Annotated in this window: 19 protein-coding genes; 3 read left to right on the forward strand and 16 right to left on the reverse strand. The window is 61.3% G+C overall.

Translation table 11 applies throughout. The features are described from left to right. Nucleotides 1-303: 303 nt before the first annotated feature. The 15 genes from CDV44_RS18255 to CDV44_RS18325 form a co-directional block, all read right to left on the reverse strand. On the reverse strand, nucleotides 304-1,296 hold the full coding sequence (locus CDV44_RS18255; RefSeq protein WP_087689398.1) for a FecR domain-containing protein: 993 nt from the start codon (nucleotides 1,294-1,296) through the stop codon (nucleotides 304-306). Between the two features lie 127 nt (nucleotides 1,297-1,423). Further along, on the reverse strand, nucleotides 1,424-1,930 hold the full coding sequence (locus tag CDV44_RS18260) for an RNA polymerase sigma factor (protein ID WP_087689401.1): 507 nt from the start codon (nucleotides 1,928-1,930) through the stop codon (nucleotides 1,424-1,426). After that, entirely contained in the window at nucleotides 1,927-2,655 is a 729-nt protein-coding gene (locus CDV44_RS18265; protein WP_087689403.1) for a TonB family protein, read from the reverse strand. The genes CDV44_RS18260 and CDV44_RS18265 overlap by 4 nt, the downstream gene beginning before the upstream one ends. 181 nt (nucleotides 2,656-2,836) lie before the next feature. Continuing rightward, nucleotides 2,837-3,346 carry a flavin reductase family protein gene (locus CDV44_RS18270; RefSeq protein ID WP_087689406.1) on the reverse strand — a complete coding sequence of 170 codons (510 nt, stop codon included), beginning with the start codon at nucleotides 3,344-3,346 and terminating at the stop codon, nucleotides 2,837-2,839. Between the two features lie 136 nt (nucleotides 3,347-3,482). Next, nucleotides 3,483-4,511, reverse strand: a complete 1,029-nt coding sequence (locus CDV44_RS18275; protein WP_058377389.1) for a methionine synthase — start codon at nucleotides 4,509-4,511, stop codon at nucleotides 3,483-3,485. Nucleotides 4,512-4,538: 27 nt separating this feature from the next. Further along, on the reverse strand, nucleotides 4,539-5,522 hold the full coding sequence (locus CDV44_RS18280) for a DUF1852 domain-containing protein (RefSeq protein ID WP_087689408.1): 984 nt from the start codon (nucleotides 5,520-5,522) through the stop codon (nucleotides 4,539-4,541). A gap of 97 nt (nucleotides 5,523-5,619) precedes the next feature. Further along, complete coding sequence (locus CDV44_RS18285; protein WP_087689409.1) at nucleotides 5,620-6,291, reverse strand: epoxyqueuosine reductase QueH; 672 nt, start codon at nucleotides 6,289-6,291, stop codon at nucleotides 5,620-5,622. Between the two features lie 149 nt (nucleotides 6,292-6,440). Beyond that, nucleotides 6,441-7,331, reverse strand: coding sequence for a LysR family transcriptional regulator (locus tag CDV44_RS18290; RefSeq protein ID WP_087689410.1), 891 nt, complete (start codon nucleotides 7,329-7,331; stop codon nucleotides 6,441-6,443). A 154-nt stretch (nucleotides 7,332-7,485) separates the two neighbouring features. Further along, entirely contained in the window at nucleotides 7,486-8,361 is an 876-nt protein-coding gene (locus CDV44_RS18295) for a hypothetical protein (RefSeq protein WP_087689412.1), read from the reverse strand. A 180-nt stretch (nucleotides 8,362-8,541) separates the two neighbouring features. Further along, nucleotides 8,542-9,687 (reverse strand): YgeY family selenium metabolism-linked hydrolase, encoded by a 1,146-nt coding sequence (locus CDV44_RS18300; RefSeq protein WP_087689414.1) that lies wholly within the window; start codon nucleotides 9,685-9,687, stop codon nucleotides 8,542-8,544. A 37-nt stretch (nucleotides 9,688-9,724) separates the two neighbouring features. Continuing rightward, nucleotides 9,725-11,068 carry an MFS transporter gene (locus CDV44_RS18305; protein WP_170936036.1) on the reverse strand — a complete coding sequence of 448 codons (1,344 nt, stop codon included), beginning with the start codon at nucleotides 11,066-11,068 and terminating at the stop codon, nucleotides 9,725-9,727. Nucleotides 11,069-11,267: 199 nt separating this feature from the next. Next, a complete protein-coding gene (locus CDV44_RS18310; RefSeq protein WP_087689416.1) occupies nucleotides 11,268-12,206 on the reverse strand; it encodes an N-carbamoyl-D-amino-acid hydrolase in 939 nt (312 codons plus the stop codon). A gap of 124 nt (nucleotides 12,207-12,330) precedes the next feature. After that, nucleotides 12,331-13,605: a Zn-dependent hydrolase gene (locus tag CDV44_RS18315; protein WP_087690710.1), complete on the reverse strand. Its 1,275-nt coding sequence runs from the start codon at nucleotides 13,603-13,605 to the stop codon at nucleotides 12,331-12,333. A gap of 14 nt (nucleotides 13,606-13,619) precedes the next feature. Further along, the gene (locus CDV44_RS18320; protein WP_087689418.1) at nucleotides 13,620-14,882 is read right to left on the reverse strand and encodes a diaminopropionate ammonia-lyase; all 1,263 of its coding nucleotides are present in this window, start codon (nucleotides 14,880-14,882) and stop codon (nucleotides 13,620-13,622) included. Nucleotides 14,883-14,957: 75 nt separating this feature from the next. Further along, nucleotides 14,958-15,818, reverse strand: coding sequence for a MurR/RpiR family transcriptional regulator (locus tag CDV44_RS18325; protein WP_087689420.1), 861 nt, complete (start codon nucleotides 15,816-15,818; stop codon nucleotides 14,958-14,960). Between the two features lie 296 nt (nucleotides 15,819-16,114). Between CDV44_RS18325 and CDV44_RS18330 the strand changes: the two genes are divergently transcribed. From CDV44_RS18330 to CDV44_RS18340, 3 genes are read left to right on the forward strand one after another with little or no spacing between them, the layout of a single operon-like run. Further along, nucleotides 16,115-16,585 carry a CreA family protein gene (locus tag CDV44_RS18330; RefSeq protein ID WP_170936037.1) on the forward strand — a complete coding sequence of 157 codons (471 nt, stop codon included), beginning with the start codon at nucleotides 16,115-16,117 and terminating at the stop codon, nucleotides 16,583-16,585. Beyond that, nucleotides 16,582-17,028, forward strand: coding sequence for a GNAT family N-acetyltransferase (locus tag CDV44_RS18335; protein WP_087689423.1), 447 nt, complete (start codon nucleotides 16,582-16,584; stop codon nucleotides 17,026-17,028). Before CDV44_RS18330 ends, CDV44_RS18335 begins: the two co-directional genes overlap by 4 nt. Before the next feature lie 39 nt (nucleotides 17,029-17,067). Continuing rightward, nucleotides 17,068-18,045: an Ldh family oxidoreductase gene (locus tag CDV44_RS18340; RefSeq protein WP_087689426.1), complete on the forward strand. Its 978-nt coding sequence runs from the start codon at nucleotides 17,068-17,070 to the stop codon at nucleotides 18,043-18,045. Nucleotides 18,046-18,279: 234 nt separating this feature from the next. Here the strand turns inward: CDV44_RS18340 and CDV44_RS18345 are convergent, their stop codons facing one another. Then, the gene (locus tag CDV44_RS18345) at nucleotides 18,280-19,173 is read right to left on the reverse strand and encodes an NmrA family NAD(P)-binding protein (protein WP_087689429.1); all 894 of its coding nucleotides are present in this window, start codon (nucleotides 19,171-19,173) and stop codon (nucleotides 18,280-18,282) included. Between the last annotated feature and the right edge of the window lie 69 nt (nucleotides 19,174-19,242).

The raw sequence follows: 19,242 nt of genomic DNA on the forward strand, positions 1-19,242 counted from the left end.
AGACACGGAACAACCGATGAATTTTATTAGGATGCCGTAATTTTTGTGATGCGCCCTTGTGCCCGCGTGTGTTCATCTCAGATCCTGCCGATAGAGGGTGTCATACCCGTTCAACTGCCCGCCCCGTGCCGGACAGTCCTGTTCATCGGGTCGCGCGCGGCGGCTACGGCGTACCGCCCGGCCTGCGTCGCAGCCCTATGCCCAAGGACGAACGAAGCGCCCCTCTACCCGCAGATTATTTTTTGATTATTTTTATTGTTCGCAACACGACACCCACGCGGCGTGCATGTCTCGTGGAAACGGTCAGGAAAGGACAACCAACCCGCCCGGCAAACTACGGGCGTTCAAATCGAAGGTCCGCTGCAACTGCGCCACGGCGACGTCAAGCAGCGTGATATCGAAACTACCGCTGACCGGCTGATTCGCCAGCGATGCATTCATCAGTACCACCCGCCCGCGACGATATCGGTTGATCTCCTCGATGACGTCATTCAAGGGGGCCTGGCGGAAGACCAGCATGCCTTTTCGCCACGCCGACACATCCGCGACTGCGACACGCTTCACGCGCCCCACGGAAGCGTCGTCATACACCGTCTGGTCACCCGCGCGTAACACGTGGCGCCCCGCCGGATGCTCGACGCTCACCGTACCGTCGACGCACGTGACGCACACGCCGCTGGTGAGCCGGCGCACTTCGAAGCGCCCTGCACTCGCCTGACTGCGCCCGGCACCCGCAACTACAACAAAGGGCGTGGGGCTCGCGGCAACGTCCACCGCAGCCTCCCCCGACAACAGGCGAATGCCGACGGTCGCGTTACCCGTCGTTTCCCGGCGAATGCTGGTATCCGTGTTGAGCGTGACGCTGACGGTCGATGCGACCTGAATCGAGCGCTGCTCGCCGGTCGCCGTACGAAAGTCCGCGCCCCACGTCGAGGGGGCGGGCCAGAGACCTGCGGGGGGGTGGAACACGGCGAAGCCGGTCACGGCAGCGGCACTCACTGCCGCGCCGAGAAACGCCCGGCGGCCAACGCTCGGCCCCTGTAATGCACGAGCGTGCTGCCGGGACGCTTCGGGATTACCGTGCAGTACCTCGCGCGCGGCGGGCCTGATCAACGCCCACTCCCGCTTTGCCGCACTGAAGGCGCTCTGGTGGGCCGGGCTGGTGTGCAGCCAGCGTTTGAAAGCGTCGGCGTCCCACGACGTCACATCGCCTGAGCCGAGGCGGCGCAGCCACGTCCACGCCTGACGCTCAAGCTCGTCGGGCGTGGGCGGACGGCGGTCATCACGTGCGCTCATGCGATTCCCCTCACGCCCTTGCCATCCATGACGGACAGGGCTTTCGCAGGCGAACGGCGGGGGGTGGAAAGTTTCGGGTCATAGGTAAGGACGAACGCGCCCCCCACATAACCGCAGAATATTTTCATCATCGGTCTTTCCGGGCGATCAGATGATCGTGTGCCCGCTTCAGATCGGACTCGACCGTGCGCAGCGAAACGCCGAGCCGCCGGGCCACTTCCTTTTGCTCCAGGCCGTCCCAATGGACCATCAGCACGACCTGACGCCGCCGCCGGGGCATGCGGTCGATGATCTGACGCATCGCCGTCATTCGGGAGCGCGCCTCGACCACTTGCTCCGGCCCGGGGGCGGGATCGGCCATGTCCATGAGTTCCGCGACCTCGTCGAACGACAGCGAACGCCCCTGACGCCGCTGGATGTCGACCGCGATATTGAGGGCGATGCGCAGCAGATAGCCTGCCGGACTTTGAATCTGCTCGGCGTCTTCACGGCTGTGCATGCGTAGCCATGTGTCCTGCAAGGCATCGCCGGCGAGATCCCCGTTGCCGAGCAATCGCGTCATGCGGGACTTGAGCGTGGTGTAGTGCTTGGTGAGGTAGTCCACCAGCACCATCGGCGGCGTATCGTCGCTCATGAGCCGGCCCTGCCCCCTGCGGCGGGGTCGCACGGCAGGCCAAACTCGGCGTCACGCGGGAGCAGCAGCAGGGTGACCGGCTGCGGCATGTCGTTCGGGGGTGCGGCGTCCATGCGGATGTCGCGCAGCGTTTCCAGCACAGCGGTGTCCCGGCGAGCGTCGCCGGTCGATCCAATGAGCCGTGGCCGCTCGACGTGGCCGGCCGCATCCAGTTGAAAACGCAGGACGGCACGATAGCGCCCGGGGGCGGTCAACGGGTTCGCGCAGAGCGCCTGCCAGACACGTGTCTGCACGAGACCGGGATAGCCGGTGCGATCGCCCAGCCCATTGGCGACCGGCGCAGCGACCGAATCGCTTGCCGCCTTGAGGATGAACGCGCTGCTTTGCCCCATGTCGAATCTTTCGGCGCTCAGGCCCGTGCCTTCCAGCAACAGGTGCAGGGCGGCCTCGGGCGAATACCGGCCGCGAACGGCCGTGGAGATTTGTCCCGTCACAATTTCACTGCGATAGAGCGCAGGCTGACGCGCGACGGCACCATAGCGCTGTAACGCGTCGTTCAAGGGCTGGGCAGGGATATCGAAGTCGAAGTGCGGTTCGCCGGTCTGCACAGGCATCGCTGCCGTTGGGGAACTCGCCTGCGCTGCGCTCGTGACGGCCGGAAAGCCCAGACCAAACGCGCATCCTGCCAGCGCAAGCCCACTGAGCGATGCCGGGATGCCTGTCATCTTCTATCGCGCGATCGTCCGTATTCCATGAAGCCGAGTCGTCTCGGCCCCATGGCAAGTACGGATCAGGCTACCGGTCGAACGTGAAATTTCCATGACAATTGATACATCACGTCGCAGTCCTGATCGTCAGATTGCCGAATTTTTTAGCTATGTCGCCGAATGGGCCGGCCGAGTCAGTTCAAACTGCGCTGTGTGTGGCGATGTTGCAGTACTGCCCTTTGAAATACAGCAACGGCTGCGTAGCGGCAGCCGCTTGTTGGTCTAGCGCTTTCACTTCACCGATCACGATCAGGTGGTCACCGGCGGCGTGCTCGGCGTAAATTTTGCAATCCAGCCAGTGGAGGCTGCCGGCGATGACCGGATTGCCTAGCGGCGATTCCTGCCAGTCGACGCCGTGCCACTTGTCGGTGCCTCGCCGGGCGAATTGATTGGAAATTGCGACTTGTTCGCCTGACAGGATATTGACCGCGAATCGTCCTGCCTGCCGAATCTTGGGATAGCTGGCCGAGCTGGCCATCACGCTGAACGACACCAGCGGCGGGCTCACCGATACGCTATAAAACGACTGGCAGGTGAAGCCAATCGGCTCGCCATCGACGTGCGAAGTAACCACCGTGATGCCGGATGCGTAGTGCCCGAGCGCTTCACGAAAGCGCAATGGCTCGATAGCAGTGCTGGAAAGAGACATGGTGCTGACTAAATACTGGGTGATGCTCGATCAGCGCAAACCAACCCGCTGGCGGTGCCTCTCGATCAGGTTCGATCAGAGACAACGCCTTGCGGGCTGGCTCGCGCTCCGGCTTCAGATCGGAAGCCGCTGACAATCAGTTCGAGAGTTCTCGACGGACGATTTCTGCGCCTGCGCTCAGTGCACTCAGCTTGCCTCGTGCGACGTTACGGGACAGCGGTGCCATGCCGCAATTGGTGCACGGATAGAGCTTGTCGGCATCGACAAACTGAAGTGCCTTTCGCAGCGTCGCGGCGACTTCCTCCGGCGTTTCGATGGTGTCGCTGGCCACGTCGATAGCCCCGACCATCACCTTCTTGCCTCGAATGAGTTCGATGAGGTCGATGGGAACATGCGAGTTATGGCATTCCAGCGAGACGATATCGATGTTGGATTTTTGCAGCTTGGGGAAAGCTTCTTCGTACTGGCGCCACTCCGACCCCAGCGTCTTTTTCCAATCCGTATTGGCCTTGATACCGTAGCCATAGCAAATGTGGACGGCAGTTTCGCACTTGAGCCCTTCGATTGCGCGCTCCAGCGTGGCAACGCCCCACTCATTCACCTCATCGAAGAAGACATTGAAGGCAGGCTCGTCGAATTGAATGATATCGACGCCGGCAGCTTCCAGTTCCTTGGCTTCCTGATTCAAAATCTTGGCGAATTCCCAAGCCAGCTTTTCGCGGCTCTTGTAGTGATCGTCGTAAAGCGTGTCGATCATCGTCATCGGCCCCGGCAGCGCCCATTTGATGGGTTGCTTGGTTTGCTGACGCAAGAACTTGGCATCCTCGACAAACACCGGCTTTTGGCGAGCCACAGCCCCAACAACCGTCGGCACGCTCGCGTCATAGCGATCACGAATTCTGACGGTCTGACGGTTTTCGAAATCGACGCCGCTGAGGTGTTCGATAAACGTCGTCACAAAATGCTGACGCGTTTGCTCACCGTCACTGACGATATCGATGCCCGCGTGTTGTTGCTCTTGCAAAGACAAGCGCAGCGCATCTCGCTTGCCTTCGACCAACTCCTCATCTTGCAACTTCCACGGCGACCAAAGTTTCTCGGGTTGCGCGAGCCAGGAAGGTTTCGGCAAGCTGCCGGCAGTCGACGTCGGTAACAGTTTTTTCATGGTGGATGATCTTGCGTTATTGATGAATCAAATAGCGTAGTTAGCGGACCACTGTTCAAGAACCGTCTGGTATGGCTTGATGAAATTCTCTTCAACAAACCTTCCCTGCTCGACAGCCAGACGGCTACGTTCTTCTCGGTCGTACACAATTCGCGTCAGCGAAAAGTCCTCGTGCTTCAGACTCGGCTGATAGGATTCCCCTGCCGCGGAATTGGCGTTGTAAATCTCGGGCCGGTAAATCTTCTGGAAGGTATCCATCGTGCTGATGGTGCCGATAAGCTCAAGACTGGTGTAATCAGCAAGCAGATCGCCAGAGAAATAGAAAGCCAAAGGCGCGACACTGCCCGGCGGCATGAAGTAGCGGACCTTCAGCCCCATCTTCTTGAAGTATTCGTCGGTCAGGGAGTACTCGTCTTGGAGGTATTCAATACCCAAGACAGGATGTTGGTTGGCGGTCCGGCGATAGGTTCTGCTGCTCGACACGCTCAGACAGATAACGGGCGGCTTGTTGAAATTGCCTTTGTAAGCACTCGAATTCACAAAGTACTTGAACAACTTGCCGTGCAGATCGCCAAAGTCCTCCGGCGCACTGAACTTCGGCTGACGCTTGTTGTGTTCCAGCAGCAGCACGCTGAAGTCGTAATCGCGCACGTAGGACGAGAAGTTGTTCCCTGCGATTCCCTCGATACGCTCGCCAGTCTTCCGATCGACGATATTCGTCTTCAATATCTCGATCAGCGGGAGCGACGTTCCGTTGCTTTCGCCATCGATACTCATCTCGACGGAAATGATCTCGAGATTGACCGTATAGCGATCGCCTTTAGGGTTATCCCAATGCGCCAAGGCATTGAAACGATTGTCGATCATCCTGAACGTGTTGCGCAGATTCTCCCGACGGCTGCTGCCTCTGGCGAGGTTGGCAAAGTTGGTCGTGATGCGCGTATTGTCCGAAGGGTGATAGTCCTCATCGAAGCAAATGCTCTTGATGGCAAATGTGAAATCTTTACTCATTGCGTACTCATTGCGATTGATGCCCTAATTTCCGAGAGATAGCCTGCGCTGGCTTCGTGCGTCTTCAGCGCTTCCCAATGGGTGCTGAACGGCGAGTTCAGGACTCCATGGCGGAGTCGTCGTCCCCGTAGAACTTCACGCCAAGTTGGATACGTTCGCGCCCGCTCTCTACGCGGTGACGGTTCGTATCACGCAGCGAATAGACGCAGCCGCAGTACTCCTGCTGGTAGAAGTTCTCGCGCTTGCTGATCTCGATCATGCGAGCCGAGCCGCCGCCTTTGCGCCAGTTGTATTCCCAGTACAGGAGGTCGGGATAGTGCAACGCCGCCCGCACGCCGCAATCGTTGATCTGCTGCATGTTCTTCCAGCGCGAGATCCCCAGCGAACTGGTGATGACCGGGAAGCCATGCTCATGGGCGTATAGCGCGGTGCGCTCGAAGCGCATGTCGAAGCACATCGTGCAGCGCACGCCGCGCTCCGGTTCGTTCTCCATGCCTTTGGCACGTTCGAACCAGTTATCGCGGTCGTAATCGGCGTCGACGAAAGGGATGCCGAACGTTTCCGCAAAACGGATGTTCTCGTTCTTGCGAAGTTCGTATTCCTTGAGCGGATGGATATTCGGGTTGTAGAAGAAGATCGTGAAGTCGATGCCGGAGGCTTGCATCGCTTCCATCACTTCACCCGAGCAAGGCGCGCAGCACGAGTGCAAGAGCACTTTCTGGTGCCCGCCGGGTAATGCCAATGGCTTGCGTTCGATGGCGGACGCCACAAGAAACCTCTCTGAAATACGCCCGCGTTCGCTGGACTAGGAGGCTCGAATTATGGTGTCCGACCGGGGATCATGAAAATGGATAAGTTCTCATGTTCTTATGAGCTTCACTCATGGAGGCCGCTGCCGCGCGGTATCAGGTCACAGCATCAGGTCACAACAGGATGCTTCGCTTGCTCGATGAAGGCACGCAGGTAATCGATCTCCATATCCGCTTCGCGCGCGCCCAGATAGATGTGTTTGGCGATGCCGTTCTTGCCCAGCCGGACGGGCACCACATCCATCGTGTCCGCGTATTCCAGCACCAGCCAGCGCGGCAGCGCAGCCACGCCACGGCCGCTGGCGACCATCTGAAGCATGATGTCGGTGGTCTCGATCGGCTTATGCCGCTTGGGCGTGATGCCGGCGGGCGTGAGGAACATGCTGTAGATATCCAGACGATCGACCGGCACCGGGTAGGTCACCAGTACCTCGTTGGTCAGTTGCTTGGGCTTGATGAATTCCTCGCTGGCGAGCTTGTGGTTTCCCGCGACGACCAAGACTTGCTCGTAGTCGAACACCGGTTCGAAGACGAGACCGGGTTTGTCCAGCGGATCGGGCGTGACCAGCAGGTCGATCTCGTAACCGAACAGGGCGCCGATGCCACCGAACTGGAATTTTTGTTTGACGTCGACATCCACATCCGGCCACGCGGCCAAATAGGGCGACACGACTTTCAACAGCCACTGGTAGCACGGGTGACATTCCATGCCGATCCGCAAGGCGCCTCGCTCACCTTGGGCGAACTGCCGCAGGCGTTCCTCGGCCAGACTCAACTGCGGCAGCACCCGATTGGCCACCGCCAGCAGATATTGGCCGGCCTGCGTGAGGCGCAGGCCACGGCCTTCACGCAGCCAGATGTCGGTGCCCAACTGCTGCTCCAACTTTTTCATGCTGTGGCTCAACGCCGACTGCGTCACATGCAGCACGCCCGCCGCAGCGGTCAGCGACCCCTGCTTCTCCACCTCTTGCACGATGGACAAATGAATACGATCAAGCATGATGAATGAGCAAATTTCATATTTTATTGAGATTGCAACATTCTAATTCATCAGTGACGAGCTCGTGATCTGCCGATTAGCGGTTTCGGGGGGAGCATCGAGGCCGCCATGCGCTGAGTCGGTACCGCGACACCAGTGCTGCGATGCCTGTGTTTCAAGCGACGTGAGCGCTTTCCGATGCATCTGGGCGCCCGAGACTCGAAAAACAATTCAATAGAAGCGCAACGATGGCGATCAGCGCAAAGTGGAAACACATCACGCGATATGGCATGTCCCCACGCACCACGGCTTCTGGCAAATACATATGCAGGGAAGTGTTCAACACCGTACTCGCGATGAGAATCATCCCGAATGCCATGCAGAACACCATCAAAGGTATGTTCGCGCTCCGTAACCTGCGTGATTTAGGAGCGAGTCCAACGCCAACAATGAACAGCATCACGGCCGGTACAAACAAATGCGATGGATGCGCCATGGGGAAAACGTACCAGCCCCAGAAGCCCGGGTCTGATGCGGCGAGCAAGGCCCAGAGGTGCAGTGCGCACGATAGCGTCAGACAACTCACAGAAACGATGCGGCGCAAGGTCAGACGTTCGTGGGGTGCAGGGATGGCGTTGGCGTCCGAATCAATGCTGTTGTGCAGCAGAAGAATCGCCACGATGTACACGGGCAGATTCACGAATACGACGATCAAGTAGATCAGCCATGAAACCACCAGCGTCCACAACACGATCGTCCAGATAAACACCGGAAGCGCCCACGGCTTTCGCCATAGTAGTCCGATGCTTGCGACCAACAACCCCAAGTTCGCAAGGATCACAACAACTTCCAAGCACAACGCACGCCCCGGTGTCGTTCGAATGATCTCTGTTACATCGTGATCGTAAGCAAACCAGAAAATGAATGCCCGAATGAGCGATGTCAACGCTACCAGGATGGTGCCGCATGCGATGACGGGCACAGTGAATCCGTCACGAGCAAGAGGTCGAATGATCTTCGATTTCGATGCGTTTTCTTTAGTATTCCTCATCGAATATCGCGACTCATTCGTTGCCCCTCTTGAACGGAAGCGACGGAGAATAGCACTTGATCGCGTGAATCTAGAGCCCCATAGTGCGTCGACTACGAGATTTGAGCGATTTCTGATGTTGGCTCAGGACGTCGTCCGCAAACGACGCCCCTCATGCATCTACCTGAACGGGCTACGGCATCACCCCGCCATCCCCAACACCAATTCACGATAAATATCGCGCGCCCCTTCCAGTTGATCGAGCGCGATGGATTCGTCAATCGTGTGAGCATCCTCCTCGTTACCAGGGCCCAGCCCAATGGTTGGAATGCCGCGCCGTCCTGCCGATTCCGAGCCGTTGGTGCAAAAGCGCCAGGTGCCCAGACTCGGCGTGCGCCCTGCTGCCTGCACTGCCTGCGCGGCACTCGACACGAGCGCATGATCGTCGGCGATCTGCCAAGCCGGTAGCCACCGGAACGGCCGCGCACAACACCCAGTGAACGTGCGCACCTTGTCACCCGTCACCGCGAGCGTGAACCGACCCAGCCCTGCCGCGCGCAACCTTGCTTCGATTGCTGACAAAACATCTTGCGACGTCTCCCCCGGCAACGTGCGACGATCAAAGCGAATCGTCGTCGCGGTCGGGATCATCGAGATCGAAGGGTACGGCGTCGACACGATATCGGTCGGTACCAGCAACGCATCCCCCAGCGATGCGTGCGTCGGCAATTCAAGGTTTTGCAGCACGATCAACGCCTGCGCTGCCGCATGCAGTGGATTGACGCCGCATTCGGGCGACGCCGCATGCGCGGGCGTGCCCTCGAACGTCAGCAGAATCTCCATCCGCCCCTTCTGCCCAGACTTGATCTGAAGCTTCGACGGCTCGCAAATGACCACGGCCGCCGGTGAGCAGAGATCGAGCACGGAGGCCAGCGCAAACCCCTCCACCACCTCCTCCATCACGCTTGCAGACACCGCCACGCGCCGCGTCAGGCGTCCAGTGCGCGCCGCTTCCGCAACACCGCACAGTGCGGCGGCAATGCCGCCTTTCATGTCCGTACTACCGCGCCCATACAGTCGGCCGTCCCGGATCTCACCGCCAAACGGCTCGGTCGTCCACTCGCCGACGACAGGCACAACGTCCATGTGACCGTCGAGGAGCAACGCGAGATCGGCATTTTCGGGGCCGACAATCCCGAGCACCGAGCCGTTATCGTCACGACGCACGTCGGTAAAGCCGAGCTCGCGCATGCGCCGCTCCACCAGCGCCGCCATGTTGCCTTCGTCTCCCGAGAGACTGGGCGTGCGCACCATTTCCTGTGTCAAAGCAATGACGTCGATCGTCATGAGTCCGGGTCCGAAATAAGAGGGGGTGACAGAAGAATCAACGATTGACCAGCTTCGCCGGCACGCGCAATACGAGGATGGCGCCGATAAACGCAAAGCTCGCGAGGAAGTACATGCCCCAGTCGGTCGAGCCCGTGCTGTCCTTGATCCAACCGATCGCATACGGGCTCACGAACGCGGCCAAGCCGGCGAACGCATTGATGCCCGCGATGCCCGCGGCGGCACTCCGGCCTTCCAGAAACGCCGTGGGCAAGCTCCAGAACAACGGCGAGCAGACCATGCAACCTGCCGCAGCGACCGACAACATCGCAACCGCCACCGTCGGGTTGTGACCGAACAGCGTCGACAGAATCAAACCGATGCCACCTACGATGAACGGAATCACCATGTGCCAGCGACGCTCACGCGTCTTGTCGGAATGACGGCACACCAGAATCATCGACACCACCGCGCAAGCATTCGGAATCGCCGTCAGCAAGCCAATCTCCAGCAGCGACGTCACACCGGTCGACTTGATGACCGACGGCACCCAGAAAGCGAGGCCCGACAGACTCGACACCGTGCAATAGCAGATCAACGCCATATGCAGCACGCGACGGTCTTGCAGCAACTTCCACAGCGATACGTGCTCGACCTTCTCACGCGTCTCGGCGGCCACGTTGTGCGCAAGGCGTGACTTCTCCGCGTCGCTCAGCCAGCGCGCGTCGACAATGCGGTCATCGAGATAGGCCAGCACGGCGATGCCGAGAATCAACGAGGGCACCGCCTCGATGATGAACATCCACTGCCATCCGGCCATGCCGTGCCCCATGTGGAACGTCTGCATGATCCAGCCCGACAGCGGCCCGCCGAGAATGCCGGCGAACGGTACGGCCGTCATGAAGATCGCCACGATCTGACCGCGTCGTGCCGACGGAAACCAGTACGTCAGGTACAGGATGATGCCGGGATAGAAACCCGCCTCGGCGGCACCCAGCAAGAAGCGCAGCACGTAGAACTGCGTCGGCGTCTGTGCAAACGCCATCGCGGCCGAAATGAATCCCCACAGCACCATGATGCGAGCCAGCGTTTTTCTCGCGCCGATGCGATGCATCAACACGTTGCTGGGCACTTCGAACAGAAAATAGCCGATGAAGAAGATGCCCGCGCCGAGGCCGTACACCGTTTCGGAAAAGCCGAGGTCGTCGAGCATCTGAAGCTTGGCAAAGCCGACGTTCACGCGATCGAGAAATGCGGCCACATAGCAGAGCATCAGGAACGGCACGAGGCGCCACGCGACACGGCGGTACAGTGCATTATCAGAGGCGTCGCTCATGGCACGAGGGTCGGCATGGCTCGCGGAAATGCCCGCGAGATTGGCAGGGGGAGGTGCGTTTTTCATCATAGGCTCCAGCGCGAAAAATAACGTGACGTACTGTTGGCCAGGCGTGATGTGCCCGAAGACTTCGGCATAAGCTTCGGGCAACACGTTCCCCTGCGGGCCTGTCGGCCTGCATGCCTGATACGGGGGTTGAACATTCGGAAGAGGCCACGCGTTGCCTGACGCGCGCCTCGGGTGAGACGGTGCTACAACGGGCGCATTACCCTTGTGGTGCAACCGCGCCGCGACGTTCGACGATCATGCGATAGGCCTCCGGACGACGGTGTTTGGCGAAGTTGAAAGTGGTGTTCTTGTACGAGTTGCAGAGATCCAGATCGCAGCGCGCGATGGCGAGTTCGTCGCCCTTGGTCGAGCACGCCGCCACCACTTCGCCCGACGGCGCAATGATGCAGGTGCCGCCGATCATCTCGCAGCCCTCTTCGTTGCCTGCCTTGGCGACACCGACCACCCACGTGCCGTTCTGGTACGCGCCGGCCTGCATCACAAGCTGGTTGTGGAACATCGAAAGGTCGTCGTGCTCGGGCGCAGGCGGGTTGTGCACCGGCGTGTTGTAGCCGAGCAGAATCATCTCGACGCCTTGCAGGCCCATCACGCGATAAGTCTCCGACCAGCGACGGTCATTGCACAGCGCCATGCCCATGACACCGCCGAAACCACGCCATACGTCGAACGTCTCACCCGGCTCGAAGTAGTACTTCTCAAGATGCTGGAACGCCCGCCACGGCTCGTGTTCGGCATGGCCCGGCAGGTGGACCTTGCGGTACTTGCCGATGATGTTGCCGTCGGCCCCGACAAGAATCGACGTGTTGAAACGATGCGGCCGGCCAGCGTCGTCGAGCGCGATCTCGGCGTAACCCAGATAGAAACCGATACCGAGACGCTTGGCGGTATCGAACAATGCCTGCGTCTGCGGACCGGGCATCTCGCGCTCGTAGAAGGCGTCGATCTCGACCGGGTCTTCCATATACCAGCGCGGGAAAAACGTGGTGAGTGCCAGCTCCGGGAAGACGACAAGATTGCAGCCCATCGCATGGGCGTTGTGCAGGTGAGCGAGCAGACGCTCCATCACGTCGGCACGGGAATCGGCGCGCTGGATCGGCCCCAGCTGCGCGGCGGCGACGTTGACGATACGGGACATTACGTTATCTCCTTGATGAATCCTCGAACACCCGCGAGCACAATGGCCCGGGGCATCTTCGCTGTCATGCGCGGCATATCGCGCGCTACTTCAATCTGAATCCGAATCACAATCGGCATGCCGATCACGCGGCCAACTCGCACATCAACGCGAGCAGCATGTTGGCCCCGGCATCGATGTCGGCGTCGTGGGTAAATTCGGCCACGTTGTGCGACAGCCCCTTCACGCTGGGCACAAAAATCATGCCGGCCGGACACACCCGCGCAAGCATCTGCGCGTCGTGCCCGGCACCGCTGGGCAGTCGACGCACGGAGTGGCCACGCGCCTTGGCGAGCGATTCGACCCGCGCAACGATGCGCTCGTCGAATTGCACCGGCGCGAAATCAGCCAGCGAACGGCGCGTGAGGCGAACGCCCTCTGCGTCAGCCAGCGCATCCGCCTTCTCGAACACACGGCGCACGGCCTCTTCCAGCGCATTCGCGTCGGTGTTGCGCAGGTCGAGCGTGAAGACGGCCCGGTTTGGAATCACGTTGACGAGGTTCGGCGAGAGCGTGACGTGGCCCACCGTGGCGAGTTGTCCGCCACCGATCTCGCGCGCCACTTCACGCGCGAACCGCGCTATCTCGAATGCGACGTAACCGGCGTCGTGACGCATGTGCATTGGTGTTGTGCCCGCGTGGTTCGAGACACCCTCAATGGTGAACTCGGTCCAGTGAATGCCCTGCACGCCCGTCACAGCACCGATGGTGATGCCCTCGTGCTCCAACACCGGACCTTGTTCGACATGAAGCTCGACGAAGGCGTGTACATCCGGTTGTCCGACAGGTTGCGGGCCGTCGTAACCGATGCGCGTCAGGTTCTCGCGCACGGACGTGCCGTCGATACCCACGGTATCGAGTGCGTCGTCGAGCGCCATGCCACCGGCGTAGACGAGGCTGCCCATCATGTCGGGCGAGAAGCGCGCGCCCTCTTCGTTCGTGAAGAACGCGACCGCCAGCGGACGTCGCGTCACAACCTCGGCGTCGTTAAGCGCGGCGATGACTTCCAGCCCCGCAAGCACGCCGAGGTTGCCGTCGTATCGCCCGCCGGTGCGCACCGTATCGATGTGCGAGCCAGTCATGACCGGCGGCCCATCCTCAAGACCGGCGCGCACACCGACCACGTTGCCGATGGCGTCGACCGTCACTGTCAGACCCAACTCCCGCATCCAGCCGGCAACCAGGTTGCGGCCTTCTCCGTCGGCGTCGGTCAGTGCGAGACGGCAACATCCGCCGCCGTCAATCGCGCCGACCTCCGCCAATGCGGTAATGCGCGAGAGCAAGCGCGGCAGAGAGATGCGCAGACCGGTGTGCAGGTTGTCGATCACGTCGGTGGGCGTTGCTGTGAATAACGTGCTCATGGTGCGGTCCGGCGTCACGCAGCTTGTTGCGCGATGCCTGCGGCCACGGCTTCGGCGGGCTTGCCGACGATTTTCTCGAACAGCACAGGATCGGTTGCCCCTTCGCTGCCGAACACCAGCACGCGGCTCGTTGCGTCGAGTCCCAAGGCGGCACGCGTCTCGGCGTCTGCGGCAGCACCAAGACAGCCCGCGAGGCCAGCCACCGCCGACTCACCCGCGACCATCGGGGCATCGCCGAAGCGGCCGTCCGCGAGAATGCGCATCGTCTCGAGCGCGGACTCGTCGTCGATGGTGAGGAATGCTTGTGCTCCCGGCGCGAGGATCTCCCATGCCAGCAGCGAAACCTCCCCGCACGCAAGACCGGCCATCACGGTATCGAGATCGCCGTGAACCGCCACCGGTTGGCCCGCACGCGCGCTTTCGAACAGGCATGCCGCCTTGTCCGGCTCGACCACGACGAAACGCGGACGCGCTTCGCCGGTGAGTTCGAGCGTCTCCCAGAAATGGGCCAGCACTGCCGCCGCGAGTCCACCGACACCGCCTTGCAGAAACACGTGCGTCGGCAGTTGACCAGTCGCATCGCGAAACTGACGCAGCGCTTCGTCGGCCATGACGGCGTAGCCTTGCATCACGTCCTTCGGGACATCCATATAACCGGGGTACGACGTATCCGAAACCACGAAACGGCCGAGACGCGCGGCATCTTCCGCGGCCTGACGTACGGCATCGTCATAGTTACCGGCCGTGCGCACCACTTGCGCGCCGTAATGCGCAATCGCGTCGACGCGGCCCTGACTCACCGTGGCGTGCACGTAGATGACGCATTCGCAACCGAAGCGCTGGGCGCCCCATGCCACCGACCGGCCGTGGTTCCCGTCGGTCGCGCAGGTCACGCACAACGTGCGCGTCAGCTCGGCGAAACGCCCTGACAAGAGGTCTGCCACCGTGACACCCGTCTCGCCCGTGCGCGCTTCGATCTCGCGAATCAGCAGCCGGCTCACGGCATAAGCGCCGCCTAGTGCCTTGAAGCTGCCCAGACCGAAACGCCCGGCCTCGTCCTTGTAGCGAATCTGCGCTACGCCAGCAGCGCGGGCCAGACCACTCAACGACACCAACGGGGTAGTGGCATAGCCGGGCCAGCGCGTGATTTCTCGCGATGCCGTGGCGAACGCGTCACCGCCGAGAATCTCGCGGCGGGCATCGCCGTACGGTGCACCGGGCTGTTCCGCCGGGTTCACGAAGCGCTGCAAGCGCAGATTGGGAAGGGGGGGCGTCATACGTGTCTCCTCAGTCTTTGGATAGATGCTTGAGATCGCCGGATCGGTAGGGATCAAGCGCTCACCGCACGCCGGTCAGCGATGCAAATCGCCGTAGTCGTCGTGCAGGCGTTCGATACGGGCAAGCCGCTCACGCGCGGCGTCGCCCAGTGCAATGCCGAGGCGGGTGCACAGGTGATTGATCAGGCTCATGGCAGCGATGTACGAGTCGAACATGCCGGCGGTGCGGTTCACGCAGCGCAGCACGACGTCGCTGCGCGCGGGCAGTTCGGTGGCCGTCGGGTCGGTCAGTATCACCACCCGTGCGCCGACGCGGTTGGCATGCTCGACCATCGGGCGCAACAACGTCACGCGGCGACGGAAGTCCATCACGATCAGCACGTCGTCGGCGCTCAGGTCGGCGAGGTCTTCCGCCAGATTCAGGCCTGCGCCCGGCACCAGCAGAACGCCGTCGCGCACCTGCGTCAGCAGGGCCCACATGTACTGCGCCAGCACCCGCCCGTTGCGGAAGCCGGCAATCGCGACACGACGGGCACCCGCAGCAATCTCGACCGCGCGGTCGATATCGCCCGCGTCGATGCGCTCGAAGGTGTGCGCAAGGTTTTGCAGGTCGGCGGCGAGATGGCTGCCCAGCGCCCCCTCAGGTGCGTTGGTCGAAGGTGCCGGTGCCGCAATACCCGCCAGCGCGTAGAGCGGCGAGCCGTGGTCGGCGTCGTCGCGCATGCGGGTGCGAAGGTCGTTGAACGTTTCGTAGCCGAGCCGCCGGAAAAACCGGGCCGCCGATGCCTTCGAGACCTGCGCCATGTCCGCCAACTCGGTTGCGGAATAGGCCGCGAGCTGGGACAGATGCGCCAGCGTTACGTCGGCCAAGCGCTTCTCGCTCGGCGTGAAATCGTCTTGCAGTTGCAGGATGCGGTCTTGCAGCGTGCCGTTCATGGTGATGTCCAGTCGCCCGTCCGTTACCGGTGGGCGGAGGTTTGAGGGTTCCGGGAAGTTGCCACAACGCGCCGGTTGCGTCGCGTGTTTCAGTGTCATTGTCTTTTTGGAACCGTTGTTTCAGTAAACTATGTATACGAAAATAAAGTGTCAAACGAAAAAAATAGATTTTTAGCCGTGCCCTCCGAAACGCTGTCGCAATCGCGCGATCCGGGACGAGTAGAATCCGCCTGTCGCAGCGTATGGTCGGCAATGGTCCCGGCCGCAGGCGACGCTTAACTGGCACGGGCATGGACATGAACATCAAGACAGCAGTCGCGCTGGCGCTGACAGTGGCCGCGAGTTGGGCACACGCCGAGAAGATTGGCGACGTGAGCACGGCGTTCAAGTGGGTGGGACCTGATCACAAGATCGTGGTCGATGCATACGACGACCCGAAGGTGCGCGGCGTCACGTGCTACGTGTCGCGGGCGAAGACGGGTGGCGTGAAGGGCATGGTCGGGCTCGCGGAAGACAAGGCCGACGCCTCGATCGCGTGCCGGCCGGTCGGGCCGATCACGTTTACCGGGCCGTTACCGAAGGAAGAAGAAGTTTTCTCGGAGAGCCTCTCGCCGCTGTTCAAGAAGCTGCGGATCGTGCGCATGGTCGACAAGGCGCGCAACACGCTCGTCTATCTGACCTACTCCGACAAACTGATCGACGGTTCGCCGCAAAACGCCGTCACGGCCGTGCCCGTGGATCGCGCGATGGTCATTCCGACAAAATGAACCAGCCTTCGACCCTGACCTTCACCGCTACCACCCCCGCCGACGCCGACCTTCTGGTCGACATGCGGATTGCCGCGATGCGTGAAAGTCTGGAGCGCATCGGACGCTTCGATCCTCAGCGCGCCAGAGACCGCTTTCTCGCCTCATTCGATCCGGCGCTGTGCAAGTTCATCGAGATCGACGGCGTCCGCGTTGGCTTCGTACTCGTGCGCCCAGAGGCAGACCACTGGCGACTGAATCACCTTTACGTGCTTCCGGAACATCAGGGCAAGGGCATCGGCGCGCGCGTTCTGCAAGACCTGTTCAATCGTGCCGACGCGCAGCGCATGCCGATTCGTGTGGGGGCCTTGCGCGGCAGTGATTCCAACCGCTTTTACCAGCGGCATGGCTTTGTAAAAACGGAAGAATCGGAATGGGACATCGACTACGTGCGTCTGGCATAGTCTTGCGACAGGTCATGACTCACCATCACGGGAGCGTACATGCAACTCGGGATCGACGAAGCCAAAGCACTCGCACGACGCGCCGCCATGGCGGCGGGCGCGAGCGCCCCGACCGCCACATCACTTGCCAATGCCACGGTTGCCGCTGAACTCGCGGGCCACGCGTCGGTAGGTTTCGCCCATCTGCCGGACTATCTCGAAGGCTTTGCTACCGGCCGTATCGCCAGTGCCGCGCAACCCGACATCAGCGCACCAATGCCGACCACCCTGCGTGTCGACGCAAAAACCGGCATCGCCCAACTCGGCTTCGATCTGGCGTTTCCCCGACTCGTGGAGAACGCAAAGCAATACGGTGTCGCGCTGTTCTTGCAAGCCAACAGCTATACCGTGGGCGAATTGAGCTATTACACGCGGCGACTGGCCGAGGCGGGACTCGTCTGTCTGGCAACGTCCAACGGACCTGCGATGGTGACCACCGAGCAAAGCCGCCAGCCGGTATTCGGCACCAACCCGTTGTCATTTGCCGCACCGATCGACGGTGGACGCCCGCTTGTCGTCGATCAGGCCTCGAGTGCCACGGCGTTCGTCAACGTCCGCGAAGCCGCCGCACGCGGCGAGGCCATCCCCGAAGGCTGGGCATTGGACGCCACCGGTGCGCCGACGACGGATGCGCACGACGCACTGACCGGCATGCTGCTGGCGTTTGGTGGTGCCCGCGGTGCCAACATCGCGTTGATCGTGGAAGTGCTGTCCGCAGGGCTGACCGGCGCGAACTGGTCGCTGGATGCCCCGTCGTTCCAACAGGGCGACGCATCACCGGGAGCTGGGTTGTTCATCGTCGCTATCGATCCGGCCGCGCTCGCGCCCGACTTGCCCGCGCGGCTGGCTGCGCACGCCGAACGCCTGTCCGCCAAGGGCATCTATCTTGCAGGGCGTAGCGCACCGCCGGATCACGTCACCATCTCGCCTTCGGTGCTTGCCGATATCGAACGCTTCGGTCGAGCCGCTAGGGCATAGGATCGTCAGGCGATTTAGAAAATTCCAAAGTCGTCATTGCTATCGGGAATCGCGCACAGTAATTCCTCAAGCCCCTGCCATCGTAGTCTTTTGGCAATACCTTCCAGCAGGCGGTAAGCGGTCGGCACCGAGACTCGGCGTCCGGCTTCAGCGCGGGATTTCACCACGTATAGGCGCGTGGCGCATGTCATTGGGCAATATTGCATTTGATATCCCTTAAAGGACGCGACGAGGCTAACGCGCGTTGAAAGCCGACATCAACGCCGCCAACACATCGCGCAACTCGGTCGTGCCGAAGCGTCGCTCGCTACCGGCTTCAACGTCGATTCTTCCGGCGTTCTGCGCGTCGAACGTATTCATCACGAGTTTCGCGAGGTTCGTGTTCAGCCCTGCGCGTGCCAACACATTCGCCCACTCGCTGCGCGGCAACGCGAAGGCCGCGACGCCGCGCCCGCTGAGTTCGCTCAGTGTTCGCGCGACATCCTCGGCGTGGTAACGACGCGGCCCCTCGACACTGACGACACGAGCGTCATGGCCGTCATGGCCATCGAGCAAAAGCTGCGCGGCGACAACGCCGACATCCTTCGCCGCAACGGTCGGAAATGGCCTGTCGACGGGATGATGAAAGCTCGGCAGGCGCCCGGCAGACAACGCAACGAGCAATGTGCGCGCCCAGTTATGCATGTGCTCCGCCGAGCGCAGCAACGTGAGACGACGCGCCACTTCCCGATACGCCGTCTCAAGCTCGCGAAACAGCATCGTGATCCCCGAGTCCGCATCGAGTTCTGCGCCATAGTCCGACAACGCGAGCACATGCAAATGCGGATACTCACGCAATGTGCGCGCCGTCGTGCGAATCGTGTTGCGCATCGCGGCTTCAGGGTCGGCAGCACCGTGCACCACCGGACACAGCAACTGCACCGCCTGCGCACCCTCGAGCGCGCGATGTAACGACGCTTCGTCGTTGAGATCGGCGGCCACCACCTCGCATCCCATACGTTTGAATGCCTCGTGTTGTGCCGGGTCTCTCACGACAGCTCGCACGGCTTGCCCCGCCTGCCCAGCGCGCAACAGCGCCGCCACCGTCGAACGGCCAACGTTTCCCGATGCGCCAAAGATCACGTACATAGTGCCTCGCCTCTCATTCTTGAGTCTTGAGTCTACGAAGCCTCACGCCTGAAAACTCGCACAGACGGA

The organism is Pandoraea sp. PE-S2R-1, from assembly GCF_002179865.1.
Taxonomy (GTDB): Bacteria; Pseudomonadota; Gammaproteobacteria; order Burkholderiales; family Burkholderiaceae; genus Pandoraea.